We start from the raw sequence: 25,287 nt of genomic DNA on the forward strand, positions 1-25,287 counted from the left end.
TATATTGTGATATTTCTTTTTAATGAGACAGTCTCTTAAATTTATTTTTTGTAATTTAGAACAAATTAATTCTTTAATTCTTTATTCTTAATTTTTTATTGTGCGACAGCACCTTATGCTTCTCTTCCACAACAGTTCTTATACTTCTTTCCACTTCCACATGGACATAGGTCATTTCTACCTACTTTGTTTTCATTTCTAACTGGTTGCTTTTTAGTATCTCCTTCATCTCCGCCATGGCTTGCTGAAGTTTCTTCTGCAACTCTTTCTCTTTCAACTGTTTTTTGAATTTGAATATGATATAAGAACTTAACTGTATCTATCTTTATTCCTTGAATCATCTCTTCAAACATAGCACTACCTTCCATTTGATATGCTTGAATTGGATCCATTTGCTTGTAAGCTCTAAGTCCAATACCTTGTTTTAAATGATCCATATTATCAATATGATCCATCCACTTTTGATCAACTACTCTTAAAAGAATAACTCTTTCTATTTCTCTAAAGTGTTCTTCACCAAATTCTTCTTCTTTTTCATGATAAGCTTTCATTAATATATCTAATAATTTTTCTATAATTTTATCATTAGATAAATCTATTATATCTTCTACCTTAACCTTTTTATGAGGTAAACATATATCTTCTAAGTATTGAATTAACTTTTCTACTTCACCTTCAAAATTACCATCTACATTTTCTAAGTGCGCCTTAACTGCATCAGAAACTATATCCTTAACCATTTGTTGAATTTGATCTTTTAAATCTTTTCCTTCAAGAACTTCAGATCTTTGTTTGTAAATAACTTCCCTTTGCATATTCATAACATCATCATAACCAATAAGGTTCTTTCTGATATCAAAGTTATTACCTTCAACCTTCTTTTGAGCATTTTCAATAGCCTTACTTACCATCTTATGATCAATAGCTTCATCATCTTCTAAGCCTAATTTATCCATTAAGCCCTGAATTCTCTCTGATCCAAATATTCTCATTAAATCATCTTCAAGAGAAATATAAAATACAGATTCACCAGCATCTCCTTGACGACCAGATCTACCTCTTAATTGGTTATCTATTCTTCTAGATTCGTGTCTTTCTGTACCTATTATCTTTAATCCGCCAACTTCTTTAACGCCTTCACCTAACTTAATATCTGTACCTCTACCAGCCATATTAGTAGCTATAGTTACACTTCCTAATTCTCCAGCATGAGATATAATTTCTGCTTCTTGTTCATGGTATTTAGCGTTTAAAACTTTGTGCTTGATGCCTCTTTTCTTTAATAAAGCAGATAAGTATTCTGATTTTTCTATACTTACTGTACCAACTAAAACTGGTTGACCCTTTTTATTACATTCTATTATATCTTCTATAATAGCATTATATTTTCCATTAGTATTTTTATAAATTAAATCACTCTTATCTAATCTAGCTATATCTTTATTAGTAGGAACAACTATAACATCTAAAGCATAAATTTCTCTAAATTCATTTTCTTCTGTTAAAGCAGTACCTGTCATACCTGATAACTTACTATACATTCTAAAGTAGTTTTGGAATGTTATAGTTGCTAATGTTTTTGATTCTCTTTCTATTTTTACTCCCTCTTTAGCTTCTATAGCTTGATGAAGTCCATCTGAATATCTTCTTCCTTCCATAAGTCTACCTGTAAATTCGTCAACTATAATTACTTGACCATCTTTAACCATGTAGTCCTTATCTCTCTTCATTCCATAGTTAGCTTTTAATGCTTGAGTAATGTAGTGTTGTAACTCTAAGTGTTCTGCATCAGCATAGTTATCTATTCCAAAGGCTTTTTCTGCCTTTGAAACACCATCATCAGTTAACATAACTGAATTAGCTTTTTCATCTATTGTGTAATCTTTTTCTTCTAATAACTGTTTTACAAAATTATCTGCAACATTATAGAACTTTGTTGATTTTTCTCCAGCACCTGAAATTATAAGAGGTGTTCTAGCTTCATCTATAAGAATCGAGTCAACTTCATCCACAACTGCAAAGTTTAATTTTCTTTGAACTTTTTCTTCTTTATAGATTACCATATTATCTCTTAAGTAATCAAAGCCAAACTCATTATTAGTTCCATAAGTTATATCTGCTGCATAAGCTGCTCTTCTTTCATTAGAATTTAAACCATGAACTATACATCCAGTAGTTAATCCAAGGAAATTATATAATTGTCCCATCCACTCAACGTCTCTTGTTGCTAAGTAGTCATTAACTGTTATTAAGTGAACCCCTTCACCAGTTAATGCATTTAAATATAATGGAAGTGTTGCAACTAATGTCTTACCTTCACCAGTTTTCATTTCTGCAATTCTACCTTGGTGTAAAACCATACCACCAATAAGTTGAACTCTATAATGCTTCATTCCTAAAACTCTCCATGCAGCTTCTCTACAAACTGCAAAAGCTTCAGGTAGTATATCATCTAAAGTTTCACCATTTTTAAGTCTATTTTTAAACTCATCAGTCTTAGCTTTAAGCTCATCATCTGATAATTTTTGCATATCTTCTTCTAATTCTTCTATTTTATCTGCAATCTTTACTAATTTCTTTACTTCTCTCTCACTATATGAACCAAATATTTTTTCCAAAAATCCCATACTAATTTTCCTTCCAACTATATATTTTCTTAATTTTTCGATTATCAAATTTCATTTATAAATTATACCATTTTATTAACAATTAATTCAACAAATATGTTGTTTTTTAATAAAAAAGAAGTAAATTGTTATATTAGTCGCTCCGTCGCAAGCTCTAAGTCGCTATAACACAACATATTTACTTCTATAAACTCAATGTAATAATTCCTCGTTCCTCGGAATTATGATATTTTCCCCGTCGCTTCGATCTAAGTTATATCAAAATTAATATATACGCTTTAAAGCTAAAGGAAGGAAAGTATAAAAAGAAAGTGATTTAAAACTATTTCTAGTTTTAACCACTTTCAAAATTTATATCATCATTATTAATAATATCTATTTTAGATGTAATCTGGTTCTAATAAACCATAGTCTCCATCTTTTCTCTTATATAAAACATTAACTTTATTATTTTCAGCATCTTGGAATACGAAAAAATTATGTCCTACTAATTCCATTTGAAGTATCGCCTCTTCTACTGACATAGGTTTCATATTAAACTTTTTGAATTTTACAACTTTTCCACTTTCTTCATCAGAGATATCTACATTATCTTTAAAAGCAACTTCATCTATTTCTGTAAACCTTACGGATTCATTATTTTTTCTAGATAATTTAGTTTTTTGCTTTCTAATTTGTCTTTCTAATTTATTAACCACTAAATCAATTGACTTATACATATCTTCTGTTGCTTCTTCTGCTCTAAGTATAACCCCATTAAAAGGTATTGTAACTTCAACCTTTTGCTTATTTTTTTGGACTGATAAGGTAGCCTTCGCCTCCACATCTGGATTAAAGTACCTCTTAACTTTCGACAGCTTTTTTTCTATCATATCCTTTAAAGCTGGTGTCGCTGTAGTATTTTTTGCTATTACTGAAACTCTCATAAAAGTTCATCCCCTCTCTATAAGCTTAAACAGTAGAATTATTTTGTTTATGTCTATATTATACCACGCAGTCGTAGTTTTAACAATATTAATTTACATAATAATCTGAAAATTCAATCTGCTGTTATATTTTATCTACTAGAAATCAAAGATATCATTTATAACTGGTCTAAAGCGCAAAAAAATAGCCATTAGTTTTACTAATAGCTACTAAATGTAAAAATAGCTGACCTGGACTTTGACCCCACACTCGCCTACTGGAGCTTTTGCTACTAGGAATTAACCCCTCACTACTAACCCTCTCAATTTCTTGGTAGGACTTACTTCTACACCGCACCATGCTCATTAGGAATTTTTCCAAACTTACGTGGATCGTTTTGCCTGCGACTGGCATCGACTTTCATCCACAGACCTATCTTTACTCTATTATTATATATAACTTTTAGCAACTGTCAATATTTTTATTTCAGATGCTCCATTTTCTCTCAATAATTTTTCACATTCATATAAAGTAGCACCAGTAGTAACAACATCATCTATAATTAATACTCTTTTATTTTTGATGTTTTTGTTTGTTTTTAAGCTAAAGGCACCTTTTATATTTTTAAATCTATCTTCCTTTGATAATAGTTTTTGTTCCTTTATATTTTTAGCCTTAATTAAGTCTTTGTATATTTTTAATTTTAGACTTTTATTAATTTCTTTAGCTAAATACTCACACTGATTAAATCCTCTTTCTTTTAATGCTTCCTTACTACTTGGAATAAACACTATACAGTCTATTTCTATCTTTTTATTTTTAATTACATCATATAATAATTCAGCTAATATTTTTCCTGCAACAAAATTTTGCTTATACTTAAATTCCAATATAAGCTTTTTTAGTACACCATTATAATATCCATAAGAAAGAAACTCTTCATCTTCTTTAACTTTTTGTATCTTACTTTTACATAAAGGACATAAACCTACAAATTCACTTTCACAAACAATACAATTATTCTTAGGTGGATAAATTATATCTAAAAATTCATCTTTTAAAGTAATTAATAACTCAATAATCCTTTTTCCCATATATTTTTATTATAACTCCTCGCCATATCCTTTGCTAAATCCATATCTTCTGAGATATCCTTACTAACTAACAGTACCTCACCCCTATATTTATTTTTAATGTTCTTTCCAACGTCTGCACAGAAATAAATTATTTTTTTATAATTATAGAAGTCTTCATCGGCAAATAACACCACAATATCAATATCTTCTTCACCTTTAGAATACTCTCTTATATTATTAGTAATTATAAAAGCACTTTTATTTTTAATCTTATATATATGCTCTATATCCTTTATCGAATTATTTTTCAAAAACTTTATTATTTTTATATCCTTGATTTTTAGTTCATTAGTATAATAATTAAATACTTTATTTATTTTTTCCTCATTGGGAACATAAATTATTACCTTCTTATTATTACTTTTAAACCACATTAAGTAATCATATAAAGTATAAGGCATATCTTCGTCTAATTTAACTCTAGTAGTTATTATTCTAGGTTCAACAAACACTTCTCTTCTAATTAAATCTGCTATATCTAAGGCTGTTCCCATATTTATTATCTTCTCTATTGAATAAGAAATAATTCTTTTTGAGTAAAGATACATATACTCTATTACCTCTCTTATTTCTTCTTTTGATAAAGTTGAATACTTACTTATGTCATCTATTATACAAAGATCGTAACAGCCCTTTATATTTTGTATATTTTTGAAATTTACAAAAACTAAATTATCATTGGATTCTTTTTCTTCCATATAAGAGTACTTAAAATTCAAATTATCTTTTTTCAATGATTCTAGAATTTCTTTATTATAATCTTCTCCATTCCAAACATATAAAATCTTATTATTTTCTTTAATTAACGCCTTAATTATATTTATAAAAATTAAAGATGTATTATAAGGATTTGTTATTATACTTAAAACTTTTGATTGCTTGTTATACCACTTACTTATTTTAGATTCACAATTATTAAACTCTTTTAGGTTTATTAATTTATTATCTAACATTGAAATTCTCCTATTCACTAAATATTTCATTATTAGTAATATCTACAATCCTATTTTTCAAGGAAGAGTATCTGCTTACACTCTTATCATTAGTAATCATGTATTGTAACGCCTTTGGAATTCCTACAACAACTACTAGTTCTTTTGCCCTAGTAATAGCTGTATATAATAAATTTTTATTCATTAAAAGTGGTGAACCCTTAAAGGCTGGGGTAATAATTACTTTAAACTCACTACCTTGGCTTTTGTGAATAGTTATTGCATAAGCTAGTTCTAATTCATCTAAATAAATGTAATCATAAACTACCTTTCTTTCATCATCAAATATTATAGTTAAGGTTTTTTCTTCATCATTAATACTTTCTATAAAACCCATATCTCCATTAAATACTCCTACCCCTTCATTATCTCCATCTCCATTTATCCTAACCCATTTTAAGGAATAATTATTTTTTATTTGCATTACCTTATCGCCTTCTCTAAAGATAACATCTTTTAATTCCTTCTCTCTTTTAGATGGCGATTTGGGATTTAATACTTCTTGAAGCTCATTATTTAAATTCTGCACTCCAAGAATTCCTTTTCTAGTAGGAGTTAATATTTGAATATCCCTATATTTATCCCACTTAGTATTAAATTTAGGAAGTCTTCTATTTATTAAATCTATTATAGTGTTAAGAATTTCGTTAACATCCTCTTTATTTTCAAAGAAGAAATCTCCATCTCTTCTATTTAATATTGGCATTTCTCCATTATTTATTTTATGAGCATTCGTTACTATTAAACTCTCTTTACCCTGTCTAAAAATATCTTTTAATCTAACAACCTTAATAAATTTGCTTTCTATTAAATCTTTTAAAACATTTCCTGCTCCTACTGAAGGAAGCTGATCTACATCTCCAACTATAATTACTCTAGTTCCTAATTTTATCGCTTTAAGTAAACTATGCATAAGCATTATATCTATCATAGAAGCTTCATCTATAATAATTACATCAGCCTCTAATGGTTCACTTTCTCCTAATTTATAATAGGACTTTCCTTCTTCACTAACTCCCATTTCAAGTAATCTATGTATAGTTTTAGCTTCTCTACCTGTTGATTCACTCATCCTCTTTGCAGCCCTACCAGTAGGTGCTCCTAATACAACCTTCATATTATTATTTTCATAAATTTCTATTATAGCCTTAATTATAGTAGTTTTACCTGTTCCAGGACCACCTGTAATTATCTCTATCCCATTATCAAATGCACCTACTATAGCTTCCCTCTGAGATGGAGCAAAACTTATATTATGCTTTTTCTCGAAAACGCCTATTTCAAATTCAATATCTGAATTTATACTTCTAAAATTCTCCATACTTAGAGTTATTATTCTATTAGTAACTCCCAATTCACAATAATAATATGGTAATGCAAAAACAGAATCTACTCCATCTACCTTTTCTACTTTAACTTTTGAATCTAAAGATAAATTATATAAACTTTCTTCTACCATTTGTGCAGAAGCTCCTAATATCTTACTTGCTTCCTTAATTAATTCATCTTTTGGCATGAAAGTATTACCAGATGCAGAAAATTGATTTAATATATATCTAATTCCACTTTGTATTCTAAAAGGAGATGTTGGTTCAATACCAAGACTTTTCGCTATTCTATCAGCAGTTATAAATCCAATACCTGAAATCTCATCTGAAAGAATATAAGGATTTTCTAATATTATTTCCTTAGCATTAGTACCAAAAGTTTTATATATCTTTATACATTGATTGGTACTCATCCCATGGCCTTGAAAAAACATAATGATATCTTTTAGATCTCTTTGCTCTATATAAGATTCCTTAATAATTTCAAATTTTCTTTCTCCTATGCCTTCTACTAATTTAATTTTCTCTATATTTGTATCTAAAACTTCTAAAGTATTTTCCTTGAATCTCTCAACTAACCTTTTAGCTGTAATTGGACCTATCCCTCTTATTATTCCAGTTGCTAGATACCTTTCAATTCCCTTTATTGAACTTGGAAGTATTTCTTCATATTCCTCTATATTAAATTGTCGTCCAAATTGTTTATGAACAACCCATTGTCCTTTTAATCTAACATGTTGCCCTTCTTTCATAAAAGGAACTACTCCAACTGCATTTATAAATTCCTTTTCCATTCTTATCTTAGATACTACATAACCAGTATCTTCACTTTTAAATACAATAGATTCAACTATTCCATTTATGCAATCTTCCATGTTACCTTCTCCAAACCTTAATATATTTTAATCATACTATTTTTATTATATAATATATCTTATAGAATACATAATAAATACTATTATTTTTAAATACTATTATTTTCAATATGTTATAATAAGTATATATAATAAAACATGGAGGTGTTTAAATGTTAATTAAAAATTGTAATATTGTATATCTTGATAGAATTGAAAAAGGTTCAGTTTTAGTTGAGAACGGGAAAATAAAGGAAATTAACCCAAGTAATGTCTCTTATGAAAACGTAATAGATGCTGAAGGTTTATACCTATCACCTGGATTTATAGATGTTCATATCCATGGTGCTGGTGGACACGATACTATGGATGGAACTTTTGAAGCTATTAATGAAATCTCAAAGGTAATAGTAAAACACGGAACTACATCTTTTACACCAACTACTATGACTGTTGCTGTTGAAGATATACGTAAATCAATGGAAGTAATTAAAGAAGCTAAAATAAATGGTACTGATGGAGCTATAGTTTTAGGTGCTCACTTAGAAGGACCTTTCATTAGTCCAAAAGCTATCGGAGCTCAAAATCCTAATTACTTAATAGCACCAACAATAGAAAACTATAATGCTATGGTAGGAGATGCTGAAGATGCAGTAGTATCAATCACAATTGCTCCTGAAGTTCCTGGTGCAAAGGAATTAATTAAAGAATTATCTCAAAGAGGAATAGTTTGTTCTATAGGTCATACTAAAGCTACTTATGAGGAAGCCATGGAAGGAATTAAATGTGGTTGCGGTCACTCAACTCATCTTTTCAATGCTATGACTCCTTTCGCTCATAGAGAACCTGGTGTTGTAGGAGCAATATTTGATAGTGATATTACTACTGAAACTATTTCAGATGGAATACATGTATCATACCCTTCTCTTAGAATAGCTTATAAGCAAAAGACTTCTGATAAAGTACTTTTAGTTACAGATGCTATGATGGCTTGCGCAATGCCTGATGGTATGTATGCATTAGGTGGACAAGATGTCCTTGTTAAGGATGGTGCTGCTAGATTATTGAGCGGAAGCTTAGCAGGTTCAATTCTTACTTTAGATAAAGCGGTTAAAAATGTTTATAAAAATGTTGGGCTTCCATTATATGATGCTGTAAAAATGGCTACTTATAATGCAGCTAGACATTGTAAGGTTGAAGATAAAAAAGGTCTTATAAAAGAAGGCTACGATGCGGATTTATTATTATTCGATGAAGATGTTAATATTAAAACCGTAATAGTAAACGGAAAAATATTAGTGTAAAATAAAAAAAGCTGAGTTTTCTCAGCTTTTTTTATTTTATAAATATTTCTTTATTTCTTCTACCTTATTTAATTGTTCCCAAGGTAGATTTAAATCATTTCTACCAAAATGTCCATAAGCAGCAGTTTGTTTATATATAGGTCTTCTTAAATCTAAATCTCTTATTATAGCACCTGGTCTTAAATCAAATACCTTTTCCACTATTGAAACTATTTCCTCTTCAGACTTTTTACCTGTTCCAAATGTTTCTATCTCAATGGATACTGGTTTAGCAACACCAATTGCATAAGCTAATTGAATTTCTAACTTATCAGCCACACCTGCTGCAACTAAATTTTTAGCTACCCATCTAGCTGCATAAGCTGCTGATCTATCAACCTTAGTTGGATCTTTTCCTGAGAAAGCACCACCACCGTGTCTTCCATATCCACCATAAGTGTCAACAATTATTTTTCTTCCAGTTAATCCACTATCTCCTTGTGGTCCACCTACAACAAATCTTCCTGTTGGATTTATAAAGTACTTAGTGTTTTCATCTAATAGTTCAGCTGGAACTACTGCCTTAATTACATGTTCCATTAAATCTTCTCTAATTTGCTTTTGAGAAATTTCTTCACTATGTTGTGTTGAAATAACTATAGCATCTATTCTCACAACTTTATTATCATCATACTCAACTGTAACTTGAGTTTTTCCATCTGGTCTTAAATATGGTAAAGTTCCATTTTTTCTAACTTCTGATAATCTTCTTGATAATCTATGAGCCATAGCTATTGGTAATGGCATAAATTCTTCTGTTTCATTAGTTGCAAAACCAAACATCATACCTTGGTCTCCAGCCCCAACAGCCTCAACATCATCCTTCTCACCTATTCTAGACTCTAAAGCTTCATCTACTCCCATAGCTATATCCCCTGATTGCTCATCTATAGAAGTTAAAACAGAACATGTCTCACAGTCAAATCCATACTTAGCTCTATCATATCCTATTTCCTTAATTGTTTCTCTTACTAACTTTGGAATATCAACATAACATTTAGTTGATATCTCACCCATAACTAAAACCATTCCTGTAGTAACAGCAGTTTCACATGCAACTCTTGCCATAGGATCCTTTGATAAAATACTATCTAATACAGCATCTGAAATTTGGTCACAAATTTTATCTGGATGTCCTTCTGTAACTGATTCTGAAGTAAATAATCTTCTCATATTAATATCTCCTTTCATTTATTTGATATTAATTCTAAAAAACTTATATAAATAAAAAAATCTCTTCGATAAGAAGAGATTACAAAAATCTTTATCTTTCTTATCTTGCAAAATTACATTGCTGGAATTGGCACCACACTCAAATGAATATAGTAGGTTGCCGGGTTTCATAGGGCCCTTTTCCCTCCACCTCTCTTGATAAGAACTAATATCAAATTTTACTTCTAATATTTTATCATATTTTTTTATATTAGTCAATAATTATCATAAAACACTATATAAATTCATATTTTTAATATCAATTATGCAAAAAAGACAAGAAGAAAATTTACTTCTTGTCTTTATGGTGGGGGAGGACGGATTCGAACCATCGAAACGAAACGTAACAGATTTACAGTCTGCCCCCTTTGGCCACTCGGGAACTCCCCCTTATATGGAGCTGGCAATAGGAATCGAACCTACAACCTGCTGATTACAAGTCAGCTGCTCTACCGTTGAGCCATGCCAGCATATTTATGGTGGAAACAACAGGGATCGAACCTGTGACCCTCTGCTTGTAAGGCAGATGCTCTCCCAGCTGAGCTATGCTTCCATATTTTTTAAATACTTTTTATAAAATGGTGGGGGAGGACGGATTCGAACCATCGAAACGAAACGTAACAGATTTACAGTCTGCCCCCTTTGGCCTCTCGGGAACTCCCCCATTTTATGGAGCTGGCAATAGGAATCGAACCTACAACCTGCTGATTACAAGTCAGCTGCTCTACCGTTGAGCCATGCCAGCATATTAATTAAATAAATTTTATATGGTGGGGGAGGACGGATTCGAACCATCGAAACGAAACGTAACAGATTTACAGTCTGCCCCCTTTGGCCACTCGGGAACTCCCCCATATCTAATTTATTTAATTCAATTTAACTTCAGTTAAGTAAACTTGACTTCCTCAACTGACAATGACTAGTATATATTTATTATTTCCTAATTTCAAGTGTGATTTTAGGCTATTTAAAGAAATTATATTTATTATATTCTATAATACTTCTATTTTCTTTCTTTTAATACTAATATCTTTTTTATTTATTAAATTTAAAATTATTATAAAACACTTGAATCTACTTGGTCCTCTATTACATTTTTAAATATTTCATAATCAGAAGCAGACATTCTTTTTTTAACTAACTCTACTCCCACTTTTATTTTTTCATTATTATTCTTATCAGAAAAATAATCATTAACTTTTATTAAGTCTACTACTGATAAGTTTTTCAAAAGAGAATTCAACCTTTCTCTCTTATCACTTTCTAAGTAATTAAACATACTACTTGAACCAATTTCTTTTGGTAAAATCAATGTATCTAATCTATTTTCATCATTTAATACTTCCATATTATTTTCATCAATATTTTCGGAACTTGATTTTCCTATAGCATTTTCACTTAATACATCCTTACTATTTAATGGTTCCCAAATTAAGAAAAAATATATTGGTATACTGGCACCAATTATAATTGTACATATATATATTAATATTCTTTTCATAAATCTCATCTCCTTTATTAAATTAATTGCCTTTTTATGTTTTTTTATACATTTAATTATAATAAGGTTTCCTAAAGCATATATTGGTATAATTAGGGGGTGAATTTTAGTGAAGCATAAAATACACTATGACGACAATGATGCTCATATTGAAATTTCAAAAAAAATAAAAAAGTATATAAAAAGTGATACTATAATAATTTGTGTAGGTACTGATAAATGTATTGGCGATTGCCTAGGACCACTTGTAGGAAGTTTTTTAATAGAAAATAATTTTCCACTCCCCGTATTTGGAACTTTAGAATCACCAATTCACGCTTTAAATATCGAAGAGAAACTTAGTTGCATTAATAAACTTCATCCCAATTCTAATATCATAGCCATCGACGCTTGTCTAGGTGATGAAAGCTCAATAGGAGAAATACATACTAGAGATTACCCAATTCATCCGGGAAAAGGTGTTGGTAAAAGCTTGCCAGAAGTTGGCCATCAATCAATCATAGGAATAGTAGATTCTAGTGATAATGCTATTATCTTTACAAATAGAAGTATTCGGCTATATCTAATTATGAAAATGGCAAAAATAATATCAAATGCTCTTATATATTCCTACAATTTAAATATATAAAAAAGGAGCTTATCTGGCTCCTTTTTTTATTTTATATTATGTAGAAATCAAATCTTATTCAATTAAGCTAATCTCATTATCTATCACATTTATTTCTAATTTATCTAAATATCCTAAAACCTTTCCTGTTCCTTCTACCACTGCTTCTACAGAATTATTTGCAATTTCAACACTTACCCCAGTTTCATGCTCAATCAACTTGTCTAATCCATATAATAAAGAGCCTCCACCAGTCATTAATATTCCCTTTTCAATAATGTCAGCAGCAAGTTCAGGTGGTGTTTTTTCCAATACTAATTTTACACTCTCTATAATTAAAGAAACTGACTCTTTTAAAGCTTCATTTATTTCATCTGAATTAATAGTAATTTCGTCAGGAAGACCAGTAATTAAATTTCTTCCCTTCACACTTGAACTTACAGTTCTTAAACCTTTAAATGCTGAACCAATCTCAATCTTTAATTCTTCTGCTGTTTTTTCACCTATCATTATTTTATATTTATTTCTAACAAATTTAATTATAGCATCATCAAAAGAATCACCTGCTACTTTAATAGATGATCTTACAACGACTCCACCTAAAGATATTACAGCAATATCAGTTGTTCCTCCACCAATATCCACCACCATAGATCCATCTGCTTTAGTTATATCTAATCCTGCTCCGATAGCAGCTGCCAATGGCTCTTCTATTAAATGAACTTTTTTTGCACCAGAATTTCTAGCGGCATCTATTACTGCCCTTTTCTCAACTTCAGTTGCTTGAGATGGAACACAAACCATTACCTTAGGAGCTATAATTTTACTTTTTCCATATGCTTTTTTTAAAAATTCCTTTAACATTTTTTCAGTTACATCATAATCTGATATAACTCCATCTCTTAGAGGTCTTACTGCTACTATATTTCCCGGAGTTCTTCCTATCATTTTTCTAGCTTCTTCACCGACAGCAAGTACCTTATTAGTATTTTTATTTATCGCTACAACTGATGGTTCTTTAAGTATAACTCCCTTACCTTTAGCATAAACTAAAACTGTAGCAGTACCTAAGTCAATCCCTAAATCGCCCCTATTTTTCCAAAACCACATTCCTTGTTCACTCCTAATCTAAATATATATAATCCTTATTAATACAATATTTTAAATATCTATTTTACAATATTTGGCCTATTTCTAATTATATATGGAATATGGCAAACCTTCAATATATTTGTATTCATTTTCGTATTTAACTAAATATTAATTTAATCTATTTTATTGACCAGCAGTTTTATACTTAATTTTAGTGGCATTTCCACCTCTTATATGTCTTTCTGCTTTATTTAATTCTAATATTGAATGTGTTTCCTTAGCTATTGCTGGATTTATCTTAGGTAATCTTTCTGTCATATCTTTATGAATTGTACTTTTACTTACACCGAATACTTTTGCAGTCTTTCTTATCGTATCCTTTGACTCTATTATATACTTTGCAACTTCCAAAACTCTTTCTTCTATATAATCCTTCAAAAATATTACCTCCTTTTAAATTGAATAAGTCTTTTTATTGGTTCATCAGCCATAAAGATAATGACTGATGAACTTTTAATTATTCTTCACTAAATGTAAAATACGTTGTTGGATCTAAGTCCTTACCATCTGAATCTTGTACTTGAAGATTTAGATGTTCTCCAAACTCATTGTTAGTAAATATTTTTGAGGTATCTCCAACTGTACCTATAACAGTTTCTTCGGTTACTCTATCTCCAACATTTACTCTAATATCATTTGATAAGTTGGTATATTTTGTATATAAACCATTTGCATGAGCAATAACTACATAACTACCTTCTTCTACTTTAGTTGAAACTTCTTTAACTTCACCTACTGCAGCTGCTTTAACTTCAGTTCCTACAGTGGCATAAATATCAATTCCTCTAATATTTCTACTAGTTCCATCAGTCATCACTTGAGGCTTAGGATATGTATATCCTCTTGAAACAACTCCTTCTATAGGATTAGCAAATACCACTTGAGTATTTGTTCCTGTTGAAACATTAACATCCTCTTCTGAAGAAGCTACTTCATTCTCCTCTTGTGCTAATTCATCACTTTGATTACCTTCAACTCTTTCAGCATTTTGCTTTTTAGCCTCAGAAGTCTCTTCATCAATATTTAAAGTAAACTCATTTTTTTCTTTATTACTTTCTCCTAATGACTTATTTTTCTTAGTAGTAACAACTGCGATAGTAGCAATTACGCATAAACAAAGGAATAATACTAAATAAAAGCCCTCCTTTCTAAAAAAGTCTTTTACCTTATCTTTTTTGTTTTGATGCATATCAACACCTCCTTTTTGTATTCTTGCCCTTTGTAGTAAATTAATACAATTCAAAGAAGATTTGTTTACATCAAATTTTTACATTTATCAACAATTTTTTCACAATTTTATTAGTATCTAAAACTTTTGTAATTAATATTTTTTATACTTTCCTAAATATAAAAAAAGAAGCTCAGATTATCCTGAGCTTCAGTATTAATAAATTTATTATTCTTTAAATTTCAGTTCTTTAAGTTCAATACCTGTATAGTAATGTTTTAGTATTTCTTCATAGTTTGATCCATTCTTAGCCATTATATTAGCTCCCCACTGACTCATACCAACTCCATGTCCATATCCCTTACATTTAAAAACTATTTCGTCATTATTTATATTATATTCAAAATTAGTTGAACTCAATCCAAAAGCTAATCTAAAGTCTGTTCCCTTTACATTTGTTTTACCAAGTCTTATTTCTTTTATTCCCCCAGCATTACTCCTAGCTAATATTTCAATATTACCTTCTAGGTTATCAGCAGTTAGCTCTGCATCTGGATATTTTTCATTTACTTTTTCTACAAATTCACTTATTTTAAAAGGAAATTCAGATTCATATTTAGGTGCAACCTCTTCTCCCTTACTTTCAGTTGATACTAAGTATGGAATATCACCAGAAAAAACATCTATAGAATTTTCAGTCATTCCAGAACTAGTTGAAAAAAACTGAGGATATAAAACTAATTCATTATTATATGTCAATATCTTTCCTTTAGTCTCTTCAACTGCCTTTGATATCTTCTCCCAATTTTCATTTGCGTTAGTTTCCCATTTTTCAATTCTGCTTTCTTTACTTATATAAACTTGACAATGAGTCGTATCACATACATCCCCGCCTTCTGCTAAATCACATGGCTTAAGCCTCTTTGCAGCTACATATGTTCTAGCAGCTACAGCCTGAGCTTTTAATGCTTCATCACTAAAACTAGCAGGCATTTCTCCTGAAACAACACTTTTCACATATTCCTCTATAGGAACTTCTACAATTTTATTTTCACTAGTAATATGAACTTTAATAACTTCATTTCCTTCTAAGTTTATAAAATTATTATTCTCTTCTACAGTAGGTGGAATAACTTCTTCGCTTATGGCTTTTGCAGGCATTGATTTGATAATAAAGGTTGGTGCAACAATCATAAATAATAATATTAATAAACTAAAAAATATAGTAGATGCAAATTCTCTTCTCATCTTAGTACCTCCATTTTAGTAATACATTTAAATATATGACGAGAATTTATAATTATACTTTATTTTTTATTTTTTATGTTAAGCCATAAATTCTTTATAAAAGTAAAAGAACTTAGATAAATTCTAAGTTCTTTTACTAGGTTAATCTAATAATTATATTTAATTAAAATTCCATTATTCTTCAATCCTATATATATTGGCTCCTAATCCCCTAAATTTTTCTTCAATATCAACATATCCTCTATCTATATGATATATCTCGCTTATTTCAGTCTTTCCTTGAGCTACTAATCCAGCTAATATCATTGCTGCTCCAGCTCTTAAATCTGTAGCTTTTACATCACATCCAGTTAAAGCCCCAACACCATCTATGATTGCAGTTCTTCCATCTATTTTTATATTTGCTCCCATTCTAACTAACTCAGCAACATGCATAAATCTATTTTCAAATACAGTTTCAGTTATAATACTTGAACCTTTTGTTACCGATAATAATGCCATCATCTGAGGTTGCATATCTGTTGGAAAACCTGGATAAGGAAGTGTTTTTATATCAACTGGTGATTTAAAACCTGTTCCATCTACTAGAATTATATCTTTCTCAATATCATTAAATTCAACTCCACATTCCTTTAATTTTTCTATTGTGGGTCTTAAATGATCTTCATTTGCTCCATTTATAGTAATCTTACTATTTGTAATAGCTGCTGCTACCATAAATGTTCCTGCTTCTACCCTATCATAAATTGGCTTGTAGGATATTCCCTTTAAGGTATCTACACCCTCAATTGTTATTTTTCCCATTCCAGCTCCATGAATCTTAGCTCCCATAGAATTTAAAAAATTTGCTAAATCCCAAATTTCTGGTTCTTCTGCTGCATTTTCTATAATTGTTGTTCCTTCTGCTAAAACAGCAGCCATTAATATATTTTCAGTTGCTCCTACGGAAGGAAAATCTAAATATATTCTATTACCTTTTAGCCTTTTTCCTTTTGCTTCTACAAAACCATGCTCTGTTTCTATTTCTGCACCTAAAAGCTTAAATCCTTTCAAATGTAAATCTATTGGTCTACTTCCAATGTTACATCCTCCCGGCATTGATATTCTACATTTACCAAACCTTGATAACATAGGTCCCATAATAAGAAATGATGCTCTCATTTTTCTTATTAATTCACTATTCATATTTTTTTCTTCTAAGTTAGATGTATTTATTTTTAAATCGCCATTTATATTACTTTCAATATCACAATTCATACCTGATAATAAATCAGTTAAAACAACAACATCTTCTAACATAGGTGCATTTTTTATAATTATATCCTCAGTGCATAAAATACTCGCAACTATTATAGGTAAAACAGAATTTTTAGCTAAACTAATATTCACTTCACCCCTTAGTTTATTACCACCTTCAACTATAATTTTTTCCATATTATCCTCCATTATAAATTGTTAGTATGTTATGAATATCACTGGTGTTCCTAGAATTAAATATTCTCCTGTATCATAAGTCATAAAAGAAAAATTAATTTTATTTTCATCTTTTAATTTTCCTTTTCCTATTGTTCCATTAACAATATTCAATTCCTCCAGAGTTTTCTCTTTTATATTACTCTTTAGTATATCTAAAAGATTCTGCCTTTGTTCTTCTATTATTTTTACCTTTACGAAATCAAAATATTTTATATTTTTAGCTGCAAAATATTGTATTTGTTCTAATTCCTTCTTTATTTGATTAATAGTACAATCTTTTCTACTATTTATATAAGTTATTTGCACTTTAGTTTCTTTTTCATCCCTCCATGCTAGTACCTTAATCTCTCTTTGATCATCATTAAAGAAAATATTGTTATTATCAATATAAATATCTTCTTTAAATAAATTTATTAAATTATTTTTTATTACAAGTAACTCATTTTCCAAATTATTGTTTGAACTATATTCTACCTTAACACCATTTTCTACAAATTCTCCAGTATTAATCAATTTATTCTCTAAAAAATAAAAATCATCTGAAACTGACTCAGATTTTACTGGAACCGTCCCAATAATCAGTGAAAAAAAGGCTATTATAGGTAGTATCTTTAATACTTTTTTCATCAAACCCCCTACCTTTCTTTTCTAATTATTGTCCAACTTATTTCTTTTTATTCATAAATAAATGGTCATATTATAATATATAAAAATAGTTGAAATATGTGATTAATTGTCATTACTTACAGTTATCATATAAAAAAGTATTAAAATATCATATCTAGGTTCCGTCGCTTCGCTCCAAGTCACCTTGCTATGATATTTTAATACTTCAAAACTGAAGGATGGAAATTATAAAAAGTTATTGACTGGGTAAAATCTTTATAATTTCCTAAATAGTAAAAAAGAAATAAAGAAGACTTAAGTCCTCCTTATTTCTTTTAATTATTCATGCTTATAGTGCTAATTCTTGCATTTGCCCTAGCTAATGATCTTTTAGCTCTTTCTACATCTATATTATCATTTTCTTTTAATCTTTTCTCTGCTCTTTCCTTTGATTTTAAGGCCCTATCCTTATCTATATCTGAGCTTTTTTCTGCTGAATCACAACAGAATTTTAATTCATTATTTTTAATACATACTATTCCGGATGATGTAAATAATTCTTCTCTTGTATTACCATTAATTATTGTAGTTGTTGTTGGAATAGTACTTATTATTATAGGAGTATGGTTATATCTAAATTCTATTTGTCCATACTTCATATTTGTTTTTAAAGCTTCTGCTTCATAGAATATTGGTTCTTTACCAGGAGTAACTATAGTTATTTTCAAAGTTTTACTCATAACCTCATCTCCTATCTTAAGCTTTTAGCTTTTTCTACCGCTTCTTCTATTGTCCCAACAAAAAGGAAAGCTGATTCAGGTAAATCGTCATGTTTTCCTTCTAATATTTCTTTAAATCCTCTTACAGTTTCTTTTACTGGTACATATCTACCTTGCATACCTGTAAATTGCTCAGCAACAGTAAATGGTTGAGATAAGAATCTTTGAACTCTTCTAGCTCTTGCAACTACTTTCTTATCGTCATCAGATAATTCATCTACACCTAAAATAGCTATAATATCTTGTAATTCCTTATATCTTTCTAGTATATTTTTTACTTCTGTTGCAATATTATAATGTTCTTTACCAACTACTCTTGGATCTAATATTCTTGATGTTGATTCAAGTGGATCAACAGCTGGATATATTCCTAATTCTGCTATACTTCTTGATAAAACTGTTGTTGCATCAAGGTGAGTAAATGTTGTAGCTGGTGCTGGGTCTGTAAGGTCATCAGCAGGCACATAAACTGCTTGAACTGATGTTATAGAACCATTCTTAGTTGAAGTGATTCTTTCTTGTAAAGCTCCCATTTCAGTTGCAAGAGTTGGTTGATAACCAACAGCTGAAGGTATTCTTCCAAGTAATGCAGATACTTCTGATCCAGCTTGAGTAAATCTAAATATATTATCTATAAATAATAATACATCTTGACCTTGATCTCTGAAATACTCAGCCATTGTTAAGCCAGTTAAAGAAACTCTCATTCTAGCTCCAGGTGATTCATTCATTTGTCCAAATACTAAGGCTGTTTTATCTATAACTCCTGATTCTTTCATTTCATAGTATAAATCATTACCTTCTCTTGATCTTTCACCAACTCCTGTAAATACTGAAAGACCACCGTGTTCCTTAGCTATATTATTAATAAGTTCTTGAATTAGAACTGTCTTTCCAACTCCAGCTCCACCAAATAAACCTATTTTACCACCTTTTTGATATGGAGCTAAAAGGTCTATAACCTTAATTCCTGTTTCAAACATTTGTGGTTCTAAAGCTTGCTCTTTAAAACTTGGAGCTGGTCTATGAATTGGATACATTTCTTTTATATCTACATTTCCAGCATTATCAATTGGTTTTCCTAAAACATTAAACACTCTACCAAGCACTTCTTTACCAACTGGAACAGAAATACATCTTCCCATATCTGTTGCTTTCATGCCTCTTTTTAATCCATCAGTTGATTCCATAGATATAGTTCTAACTATATCATCTCCCATATGCTGTTCAACTTCAACTATTAACTCATGTTCTCCCATATCTATTCTTATTTCATTATAGATATTAGGTAAGGCATCTGAGTCAAACTTTATATCTACGACAGGTCCAATTACTTGAACTACTTTTCCTACTCTTTCAGCCATAGTAATTCCTCCTTACTATTTTTGAGCTTCTGCTCCACCTACAATTTCTGATATTTCTTGAGTTATAATTCCTTGTCTTATTCTATTGTACTTAAGATTCAAAGCATGTAAAATATCATTTGCATTTTGTGTAGCTCCATCCATAGCCATCATCCTTGCATTTTGTTCACTAACTTTCGAATGTAGCATAGCTCTTCTTATTTTACTTTTTAAAAATATATCTAAACTTGAACTTAAAACCTCTTCTAAATCAGGTTCTATTAAAAACTCTCCGAAAGATTTACTTTGTTTTTCTAATGGTAATAATTTTTCAATCTTTACTTCTTGCTTTATTGGAGACTTAAATTCAGTGAAAACTAAATTTACTTCTCCTACATCTCCATTTTTAAACATATATAAAGCATCATCATATATAGCTCTTACTTCTTTTATAGTAGGAATATCTGGTATATCAACATATTCTTTAACAGTATCAAACCCATATTTTCTTACATATGGAATACCCTTAGCTCCAACTACAACAACTCTTGCATTACTCTCATCTTTAATAAAATCATGTAAATTAGCTGCTATATTTCCGTTAAATCCTCCGCATAGACCTGTATCTGATGCCATGACTATATATAACTTATCTAAGTTCTCAGAATTTTTACCAAAAAAGGGACTATCATAATAATCTGGCAAAGTTGATAATAAATTTTCTAATATTTCTTTAGATAAATTATAATACTCAAAACTGTCATTTAGTTCCTTTCTAGTTTTCCTAAGTTTAGAAGTGGCCACAAGATTCATAGCTTTTGTTATCTTTCTTGTACTTTCAACTGATCTAATTCTTCTTTTTATTTCTATTAGTCCTGCTGATCCCAAGATTCCACCTCCTAAAGAATTGCATAGCTATTTAAAGCTATGCATCTTGTAAGAATAATTTCTTAAATTCTACAATAGAGTTATCTAATTCTGATTTTATTTCATCATTTAAAGATTTAACTTCTACTATTTTCTTTAATAAATCTCTATTGTGAGTATCCATATATTCTAATAATTCTGTTTCAAATCTTCTAACATCACTAACTTTTATATCTGATAAATAATCATTTACCACAGCATAAAGTATAGCTATTTGCTTTTCTACTGCCATTGGTGAGTATTGGTCTTGTTTTAAAACTTCAACTAATCTCTTACCTTTTTCTAGTCTCTTTTTAGAATCTTTATCTAAATCTGAACCAAATTGAGCAAAGGATTCTAATTCTCTATATTGAGCAAGTTCTAGTCTTAAAGTACCTGAAACTTGTTTCATTGCTTTAATTTGTGCATTACCACCAACTCTTGATACTGATATACCAGCGTTAACAGCTGGTCTTTGTCCTGAATGGAAAAGATCCGATTCTAGGAATATTTGTCCATCTGTAATAGATATAACATTTGTAGGAATATATGCAGTTACATCTCCTGCTAATGTTTCTATTATTGGTAATGCTGTTAATGAACCTCCACCATTTTCTTTAGATAATTTAGCTGCTCTTTCTAAAAGTCTTGAGTGAATATAGAATACATCTCCAGGATATGCTTCTCTGCCTGGTGGTCTCCTAAGTAATAGTGACATTGTTCTATAAGCTACTGCATGTTTAGAAAGATCATCATATATTATAAGTACATCTTTTCCTTTATGCATGAAATATTCACCCATACTACATCCAGCATATGGTGCTAAATATTGAAGTGGTGCTGATTCTGAAGCTGTACCGCTTACTACTATTGAATAATCTAAAGCTCCAAATTCTTCTAATGTATTAACTATATTAGCTACAGTTGATTGCTTTTGTCCAATTGCAACATATATACAAATTACATCTTTTCCTTTTTGATTTAATATTGTATCTAGTGCTATAGCAGTTTTACCTGTTTGTCTATCTCCAATTATAAGTTCTCTTTGACCCTTTCCTATTGGTATCATTGAATCTATTGCCTTAATACCTGTTTGTAATGGTTCATTTACTGAACTTCTTTCTATAATACTTGGAGCTGAAACTTCCATTGCCCTATATTCAGAGTGGTTTATAGGTCCTTTTCCATCTATTGGTTCTCCAAGTGGATTTACTACTCTTCCTAAAAGAGCTTCTCCAACAGGAACTTCTACTATTTTATTAGTTCTTTTTACTATATCCCCTTCTTTTATGCCATCTTCTGCACCTAATAGAACACAACCAACATTGTCTTGTTCTAGATTTAAAGCCATACCATAAACATTATTTGGGAATTCTAGCAATTCGCCTTCCATACAATCATCTAATCCATAAACTCTAGCTATACCATCACCTATTTGGATTATTGTACCTGAATCTATAGTCTTGATTTCTTTTTCATATCTTTCAATTTCTTTTTTAATTATGGAAGTTATTTCTTCAGGCTTAATATTCATACCTTCACCTCTATTCTCTTTTAAGCATTAAATCTTGTAATTCTTCTAATTTTGATTTAATAGTTCCATCTATAACATCATTATTAATTCTTAAATATATTCCGCCTAAAATACTTTCATCAATAACTTGTTCTAGAATTACATGCTTATTATATTTTTTTTCTAATTCTGATACCAATTTATTAAATTCTTGTTCTGTAAGAGGAACGGTAGTTTTAACAATACCTTTTATAGTATTATTTCTTTCTAAATCTATTTTTTCCATTTCTCTTAATTTTTCTTTTAGGAAAAGTATTCTATCCTTTTCTATAAGAATTAATAAAAATGATAGTAGTTCTTCATCAATATGACCCTTAAATATATTTATAAAAGTCTTTTTTTTCTTTTTTGTACTTATTTGTGGATGTTTAATTACTTCGTAGAAATCTTTATTATTATCTATAAGATCACATATTTCTCTTAAATCTTCTAGATATTGTTGAACTTTCCCCTTTTCCTCTGCAACTTCATATAATGCAAGAGCATATCTTCGGTCTAAATATTCATACATTATGAATTACCTACCTTAGTTAGAAAATCATCTATTAAATCTCTATTTTTATTTTCATCTATATTCTTTTCAATAACCTTTTTAGAAAGTTCAAGTGCTAAATCTATAGCCTCTTTCTTTAATTGATATTCTACTTTTTCCTTTTCCCTATTTATTTCAACTTTAGCTCTTTCTATAATTACTTTAGCTTCTTTATTAGCATCTTCTACTATTTCATCATATACTTTTTCAGCTTTTTGTTTATATTCTTCTGTAATTAACTTACCTTCTTTTTTAGCATTTTTTATTATTCTTTCATTTTCAATTGCTAGCATTCTAGCTTTCTCTAATTCCTCTTCGGTTTCATCTAATTTATCTGAAATACTGTTTTCTCTTTCATTTATAATAGCTTCAACCTTTGCAAAAAAGAAATATTTTAATATTGCCAATAGAATAATAAAGTTTATTATAGTAGCTATAACTACACTCCAATTTATATCCATCATAATATTTGATTTGCCTCCTTTCTGGAGTCATTTGTTATATTATTTTACTCCAACAAATATTAGAAGTATTGAAACTAATAAACCATATATTGCTGTTGCTTCTGCGAAACCTGCTCCTATAATTAATGTAGTTGTAATTTTACCACTTGTTTCAGGATTTCTTGATACACCTTCTACAGCTTTTCCTGTAGCATTACCTATACCTATACCTGCTCCTAAACCAACTAATATTGCAATTCCTGCTCCTAATGCTCTCATTCCTATTTCATTCATTTTAAAATCCTCCTTAAATTTAGTGTTCTGAAACTATTTTAATATTTATCAATGTTAACATAATAAAGATAACCATTTGTATTACTCCATCAAATATATCAAAATATCCATGAAGTGCTACTGGAATAACTAATTCTGCTATCCAAGCAATTTTACCTAAACTCTCATAAACTAATTCAATTATAAATGTTGCTGCTAGTATATTACCAAAAAGTCTCAATGCTAATGATATTGGCAATGTTACTCTTTCTAATATATTTATTGGTAACATTATTGGTATTGGTTGAGTATAACCCTTTAAATAACTTCCAAAACCATGTTTTTTTATTGCATAACCTTGGACAACAACAAATGAAATTGCAGCCATTCCGACTGTTACACTAAAGCTCTTTGTCGGTGGTACTACTCCAATTAAACCAACAAGATTCATTAAAAGTAAGTAAACAGCCATACTTCCTATGAAAGGTATAAGATCCTTATACTTTTCACCAGCATTCTCATAAACAAGATTTTTTATAGTTTCATATATGGACTCTATTATAACCTGTTTTTTATCAGGCTTTATTTTTAAATTTCTAGTTGACCACCAAGCTAATATAAACAATATTAGTATTATTGCCCATTGAATCAATATTTCGGGGGTTATATCAACTCTAAAATTACCAATCCAAAAAGAAACTATTGGTTCTAATGCTTCCACCTAATCACTTCCTTTCCTCTCCCTAATCCAATATATTGTAAGTAATACAAAATGAAATATGTATCCTATAATATATGCCATTATTGTTTTTAAATCATTTATAAAGAATGATGCTATAATCAAAATAATAGCTATTCTTATAAAATAAGATATTGATATTATCAATTTTTTATTTTTGCATATACAATATTCTAAAATAACTCCGCTAGCAATAAAATTAATTAAAGCTACTAAAGTTCCTAGAAAAAATATTGCTCCAATTTTGAAGGTTAAGAATAATGATAGTATAAGTGAAAAAATTAAACCAAATATTATATCATATCTGACTGCATCTTTTAGTAATCTCTTCATTTCCTTACTCATTATTTATTCACCCCCAGCTAACTCTTGTTATTATATTACTATGAAAACATTAATGAAAATCCTAAATTTGGCTATTTATTAGATTATTAGTTAATTTAAAATGATTATATAAGTTTATATCATTTTTACTTAAGTAAATTCATTATATTTCATTTTATCTTTAAATATAGCTTGTTTAGGGTGATTCAATTCATTTTT

At 29.4% G+C, this 25,287-nt stretch carries 24 protein-coding genes, 6 tRNA genes and 1 riboswitch; of the genes, 2 read left to right on the forward strand and 28 right to left on the reverse strand.

Annotated elements, in window-relative coordinates:
- Positions 1-113 precede the first annotated feature (113 nt).
- The 5 genes from secA to recD2 all read right to left on the reverse strand — a co-directional run bounded on the left by secA (position 114) and on the right by recD2 (position 7,864).
- Positions 114-2,627: a preprotein translocase subunit SecA gene (gene secA / locus ACQPUY_RS12990; protein ID WP_430841647.1), complete on the reverse strand. Its 2,514-nt coding sequence runs from the start codon at positions 2,625-2,627 to the stop codon at positions 114-116.
- Between the two features lie 380 nt (positions 2,628-3,007).
- Entirely contained in the window at positions 3,008-3,553 is a 546-nt protein-coding gene (hpf, locus tag ACQPUY_RS12995) for a ribosome hibernation-promoting factor, HPF/YfiA family (protein WP_430841648.1), read from the reverse strand.
- A gap of 429 nt (positions 3,554-3,982) precedes the next feature.
- Positions 3,983-4,627: a ComF family protein gene (locus ACQPUY_RS13000; RefSeq protein WP_430841649.1), complete on the reverse strand. Its 645-nt coding sequence runs from the start codon at positions 4,625-4,627 to the stop codon at positions 3,983-3,985.
- On the reverse strand, positions 4,600-5,622 hold the full coding sequence (locus ACQPUY_RS13005; RefSeq protein WP_430841650.1) for a hypothetical protein: 1,023 nt from the start codon (positions 5,620-5,622) through the stop codon (positions 4,600-4,602). Before ACQPUY_RS13005 ends, ACQPUY_RS13000 begins: the two co-directional genes overlap by 28 nt.
- A gap of 10 nt (positions 5,623-5,632) precedes the next feature.
- Entirely contained in the window at positions 5,633-7,864 is a 2,232-nt protein-coding gene (gene recD2 / locus ACQPUY_RS13010; RefSeq protein ID WP_430841651.1) for an SF1B family DNA helicase RecD2, read from the reverse strand.
- A gap of 152 nt (positions 7,865-8,016) precedes the next feature.
- Between recD2 and nagA the strand changes: the two genes are divergently transcribed.
- Entirely contained in the window at positions 8,017-9,147 is a 1,131-nt protein-coding gene (gene nagA, locus ACQPUY_RS13015; protein ID WP_430841652.1) for an N-acetylglucosamine-6-phosphate deacetylase, read from the forward strand.
- Positions 9,148-9,183: 36 nt separating this feature from the next.
- Here the strand turns inward: nagA and metK are convergent, their stop codons facing one another.
- The 8 genes from metK to ACQPUY_RS13055 form a co-directional block, all read right to left on the reverse strand.
- A complete protein-coding gene (gene metK / locus ACQPUY_RS13020) occupies positions 9,184-10,359 on the reverse strand; it encodes a methionine adenosyltransferase (RefSeq protein ID WP_430841653.1) in 1,176 nt (391 codons plus the stop codon).
- 97 nt (positions 10,360-10,456) lie between these two features.
- A riboswitch (SAM riboswitch) is annotated at positions 10,457-10,564 on the reverse strand.
- Positions 10,565-10,703: 139 nt separating this feature from the next.
- A tRNA-Tyr gene (locus tag ACQPUY_RS13025) sits at positions 10,704-10,788 on the reverse strand.
- Between the two features lie 5 nt (positions 10,789-10,793).
- A tRNA-Thr gene (locus tag ACQPUY_RS13030) sits at positions 10,794-10,868 on the reverse strand.
- Between the two features lie 7 nt (positions 10,869-10,875).
- Positions 10,876-10,951, reverse strand: a tRNA-Val gene (locus ACQPUY_RS13035).
- A 26-nt stretch (positions 10,952-10,977) separates the two neighbouring features.
- Positions 10,978-11,062 (reverse strand) — tRNA-Tyr (locus tag ACQPUY_RS13040).
- 6 nt (positions 11,063-11,068) lie between these two features.
- A tRNA-Thr gene (locus ACQPUY_RS13045) sits at positions 11,069-11,143 on the reverse strand.
- A gap of 23 nt (positions 11,144-11,166) precedes the next feature.
- Positions 11,167-11,251 (reverse strand) — tRNA-Tyr (locus tag ACQPUY_RS13050).
- 204 nt (positions 11,252-11,455) lie between these two features.
- On the reverse strand, positions 11,456-11,899 hold the full coding sequence (locus ACQPUY_RS13055; protein ID WP_430841654.1) for a hypothetical protein: 444 nt from the start codon (positions 11,897-11,899) through the stop codon (positions 11,456-11,458).
- A 109-nt stretch (positions 11,900-12,008) separates the two neighbouring features.
- Between ACQPUY_RS13055 and yyaC the strand changes: the two genes are divergently transcribed.
- Positions 12,009-12,527 carry a spore protease YyaC gene (gene yyaC / locus ACQPUY_RS13060; RefSeq protein WP_430841655.1) on the forward strand — a complete coding sequence of 173 codons (519 nt, stop codon included), beginning with the start codon at positions 12,009-12,011 and terminating at the stop codon, positions 12,525-12,527.
- 54 nt (positions 12,528-12,581) lie between these two features.
- Here the strand turns inward: yyaC and mreB are convergent, their stop codons facing one another.
- The 15 genes from mreB to ACQPUY_RS13135 all read right to left on the reverse strand — a co-directional run bounded on the left by mreB (position 12,582) and on the right by ACQPUY_RS13135 (position 25,089).
- Entirely contained in the window at positions 12,582-13,616 is a 1,035-nt protein-coding gene (gene mreB / locus ACQPUY_RS13065; RefSeq protein ID WP_430841656.1) for a rod shape-determining protein MreB, read from the reverse strand.
- A 165-nt stretch (positions 13,617-13,781) separates the two neighbouring features.
- Positions 13,782-14,036 (reverse strand): sporulation transcriptional regulator SpoIIID, encoded by a 255-nt coding sequence (spoIIID, locus tag ACQPUY_RS13070; RefSeq protein ID WP_430841657.1) that lies wholly within the window; start codon positions 14,034-14,036, stop codon positions 13,782-13,784.
- Between the two features lie 79 nt (positions 14,037-14,115).
- Positions 14,116-14,847 (reverse strand): peptidoglycan DD-metalloendopeptidase family protein, encoded by a 732-nt coding sequence (locus ACQPUY_RS13075; RefSeq protein ID WP_430841658.1) that lies wholly within the window; start codon positions 14,845-14,847, stop codon positions 14,116-14,118.
- Between the two features lie 207 nt (positions 14,848-15,054).
- On the reverse strand, positions 15,055-16,074 hold the full coding sequence (gene spoIID / locus ACQPUY_RS13080) for a stage II sporulation protein D (RefSeq protein WP_430841659.1): 1,020 nt from the start codon (positions 16,072-16,074) through the stop codon (positions 15,055-15,057).
- A gap of 174 nt (positions 16,075-16,248) precedes the next feature.
- On the reverse strand, positions 16,249-17,508 hold the full coding sequence (gene murA, locus ACQPUY_RS13085) for a UDP-N-acetylglucosamine 1-carboxyvinyltransferase (protein WP_430841660.1): 1,260 nt from the start codon (positions 17,506-17,508) through the stop codon (positions 16,249-16,251).
- 21 nt (positions 17,509-17,529) lie between these two features.
- Entirely contained in the window at positions 17,530-18,177 is a 648-nt protein-coding gene (locus ACQPUY_RS13090) for a hypothetical protein (protein ID WP_430841661.1), read from the reverse strand.
- A 314-nt stretch (positions 18,178-18,491) separates the two neighbouring features.
- Positions 18,492-18,896, reverse strand: coding sequence for an ATP synthase delta/epsilon chain alpha-helix domain-containing protein (locus tag ACQPUY_RS13095; RefSeq protein ID WP_430841662.1), 405 nt, complete (start codon positions 18,894-18,896; stop codon positions 18,492-18,494).
- 11 nt (positions 18,897-18,907) lie between these two features.
- A complete protein-coding gene (gene atpD, locus ACQPUY_RS13100) occupies positions 18,908-20,299 on the reverse strand; it encodes a F0F1 ATP synthase subunit beta (protein WP_430841663.1) in 1,392 nt (463 codons plus the stop codon).
- A gap of 15 nt (positions 20,300-20,314) precedes the next feature.
- Positions 20,315-21,166: an ATP synthase F1 subunit gamma gene (atpG, locus tag ACQPUY_RS13105; protein WP_430841664.1), complete on the reverse strand. Its 852-nt coding sequence runs from the start codon at positions 21,164-21,166 to the stop codon at positions 20,315-20,317.
- Positions 21,167-21,203: 37 nt separating this feature from the next.
- On the reverse strand, positions 21,204-22,718 hold the full coding sequence (atpA, locus tag ACQPUY_RS13110) for a F0F1 ATP synthase subunit alpha (protein WP_430841665.1): 1,515 nt from the start codon (positions 22,716-22,718) through the stop codon (positions 21,204-21,206).
- 10 nt (positions 22,719-22,728) lie between these two features.
- Positions 22,729-23,268 carry a F0F1 ATP synthase subunit delta gene (locus tag ACQPUY_RS13115; protein ID WP_430841666.1) on the reverse strand — a complete coding sequence of 180 codons (540 nt, stop codon included), beginning with the start codon at positions 23,266-23,268 and terminating at the stop codon, positions 22,729-22,731.
- On the reverse strand, positions 23,268-23,753 hold the full coding sequence (locus ACQPUY_RS13120) for a F0F1 ATP synthase subunit B (RefSeq protein WP_430841667.1): 486 nt from the start codon (positions 23,751-23,753) through the stop codon (positions 23,268-23,270). The genes ACQPUY_RS13115 and ACQPUY_RS13120 overlap by 1 nt, the downstream gene beginning before the upstream one ends.
- 39 nt (positions 23,754-23,792) lie before the next feature.
- Positions 23,793-24,026, reverse strand: a complete 234-nt coding sequence (gene atpE / locus ACQPUY_RS13125) for an ATP synthase F0 subunit C (RefSeq protein WP_430841668.1) — start codon at positions 24,024-24,026, stop codon at positions 23,793-23,795.
- Between the two features lie 19 nt (positions 24,027-24,045).
- Positions 24,046-24,726 carry a F0F1 ATP synthase subunit A gene (locus tag ACQPUY_RS13130; RefSeq protein ID WP_430841669.1) on the reverse strand — a complete coding sequence of 227 codons (681 nt, stop codon included), beginning with the start codon at positions 24,724-24,726 and terminating at the stop codon, positions 24,046-24,048.
- On the reverse strand, positions 24,727-25,089 hold the full coding sequence (locus tag ACQPUY_RS13135; protein WP_430841670.1) for an ATP synthase subunit I: 363 nt from the start codon (positions 25,087-25,089) through the stop codon (positions 24,727-24,729).
- Positions 25,090-25,287: the final 198 nt, after the last annotated feature.

This window comes from Clostridium nigeriense (assembly GCF_050585245.1).
GTDB lineage: Bacteria > Bacillota > Clostridia > Clostridiales > Clostridiaceae > Clostridium > Clostridium nigeriense_A.

What these genes read in the sequence shown, in the direction of transcription:
- secA (WP_430841647.1), bottom strand. Translation starts at nt 2,627, where the DNA reads ATGGGATTTTTGGAAAAAATATTTGGTTCATATAGTGAGAGAGAAGTA.
- recD2 (WP_430841651.1), bottom strand. Translation starts at nt 7,864, where the DNA reads ATGGAAGATTGCATAAATGGAATAGTTGAATCTATTGTATTTAAAAGT.
- ACQPUY_RS13000 (WP_430841649.1), bottom strand. Translation starts at nt 4,627, where the DNA reads ATGGGAAAAAGGATTATTGAGTTATTAATTACTTTAAAAGATGAATTT.
- ACQPUY_RS13055 (WP_430841654.1), bottom strand. Translation starts at nt 11,899, where the DNA reads ATGAAAAGAATATTAATATATATATGTACAATTATAATTGGTGCCAGT.
- atpD (WP_430841663.1), bottom strand. Translation starts at nt 20,299, where the DNA reads ATGGCTGAAAGAGTAGGAAAAGTAGTTCAAGTAATTGGACCTGTCGTA.
- atpA (WP_430841665.1), bottom strand. Translation starts at nt 22,718, where the DNA reads ATGAATATTAAGCCTGAAGAAATAACTTCCATAATTAAAAAAGAAATT.
- ACQPUY_RS13095 (WP_430841662.1), bottom strand. Translation starts at nt 18,896, where the DNA reads ATGAGTAAAACTTTGAAAATAACTATAGTTACTCCTGGTAAAGAACCA.
- spoIID (WP_430841659.1), bottom strand. Translation starts at nt 16,074, where the DNA reads ATGAGAAGAGAATTTGCATCTACTATATTTTTTAGTTTATTAATATTA.
- hpf (WP_430841648.1), bottom strand. Translation starts at nt 3,553, where the DNA reads ATGAGAGTTTCAGTAATAGCAAAAAATACTACAGCGACACCAGCTTTA.
- nagA (WP_430841652.1), top strand. Translation starts at nt 8,017, where the DNA reads ATGTTAATTAAAAATTGTAATATTGTATATCTTGATAGAATTGAAAAA.
- metK (WP_430841653.1), bottom strand. Translation starts at nt 10,359, where the DNA reads ATGAGAAGATTATTTACTTCAGAATCAGTTACAGAAGGACATCCAGAT.
- ACQPUY_RS13135 (WP_430841670.1), bottom strand. Translation starts at nt 25,089, where the DNA reads ATGAGTAAGGAAATGAAGAGATTACTAAAAGATGCAGTCAGATATGAT.
- atpE (WP_430841668.1), bottom strand. Translation starts at nt 24,026, where the DNA reads ATGAATGAAATAGGAATGAGAGCATTAGGAGCAGGAATTGCAATATTA.
- ACQPUY_RS13090 (WP_430841661.1), bottom strand. Translation starts at nt 18,177, where the DNA reads ATGAAAAAAGTATTAAAGATACTACCTATAATAGCCTTTTTTTCACTG.
- ACQPUY_RS13005 (WP_430841650.1), bottom strand. Translation starts at nt 5,622, where the DNA reads ATGTTAGATAATAAATTAATAAACCTAAAAGAGTTTAATAATTGTGAA.
- ACQPUY_RS13115 (WP_430841666.1), bottom strand. Translation starts at nt 23,268, where the DNA reads ATGTATGAATATTTAGACCGAAGATATGCTCTTGCATTATATGAAGTT.
- ACQPUY_RS13120 (WP_430841667.1), bottom strand. Translation starts at nt 23,753, where the DNA reads ATGATGGATATAAATTGGAGTGTAGTTATAGCTACTATAATAAACTTT.
- ACQPUY_RS13075 (WP_430841658.1), bottom strand. Translation starts at nt 14,847, where the DNA reads ATGCATCAAAACAAAAAAGATAAGGTAAAAGACTTTTTTAGAAAGGAG.
- mreB (WP_430841656.1), bottom strand. Translation starts at nt 13,616, where the DNA reads ATGTGGTTTTGGAAAAATAGGGGCGATTTAGGGATTGACTTAGGTACT.
- murA (WP_430841660.1), bottom strand. Translation starts at nt 17,508, where the DNA reads ATGGAAAAAATTATAGTTGAAGGTGGTAATAAACTAAGGGGTGAAGTG.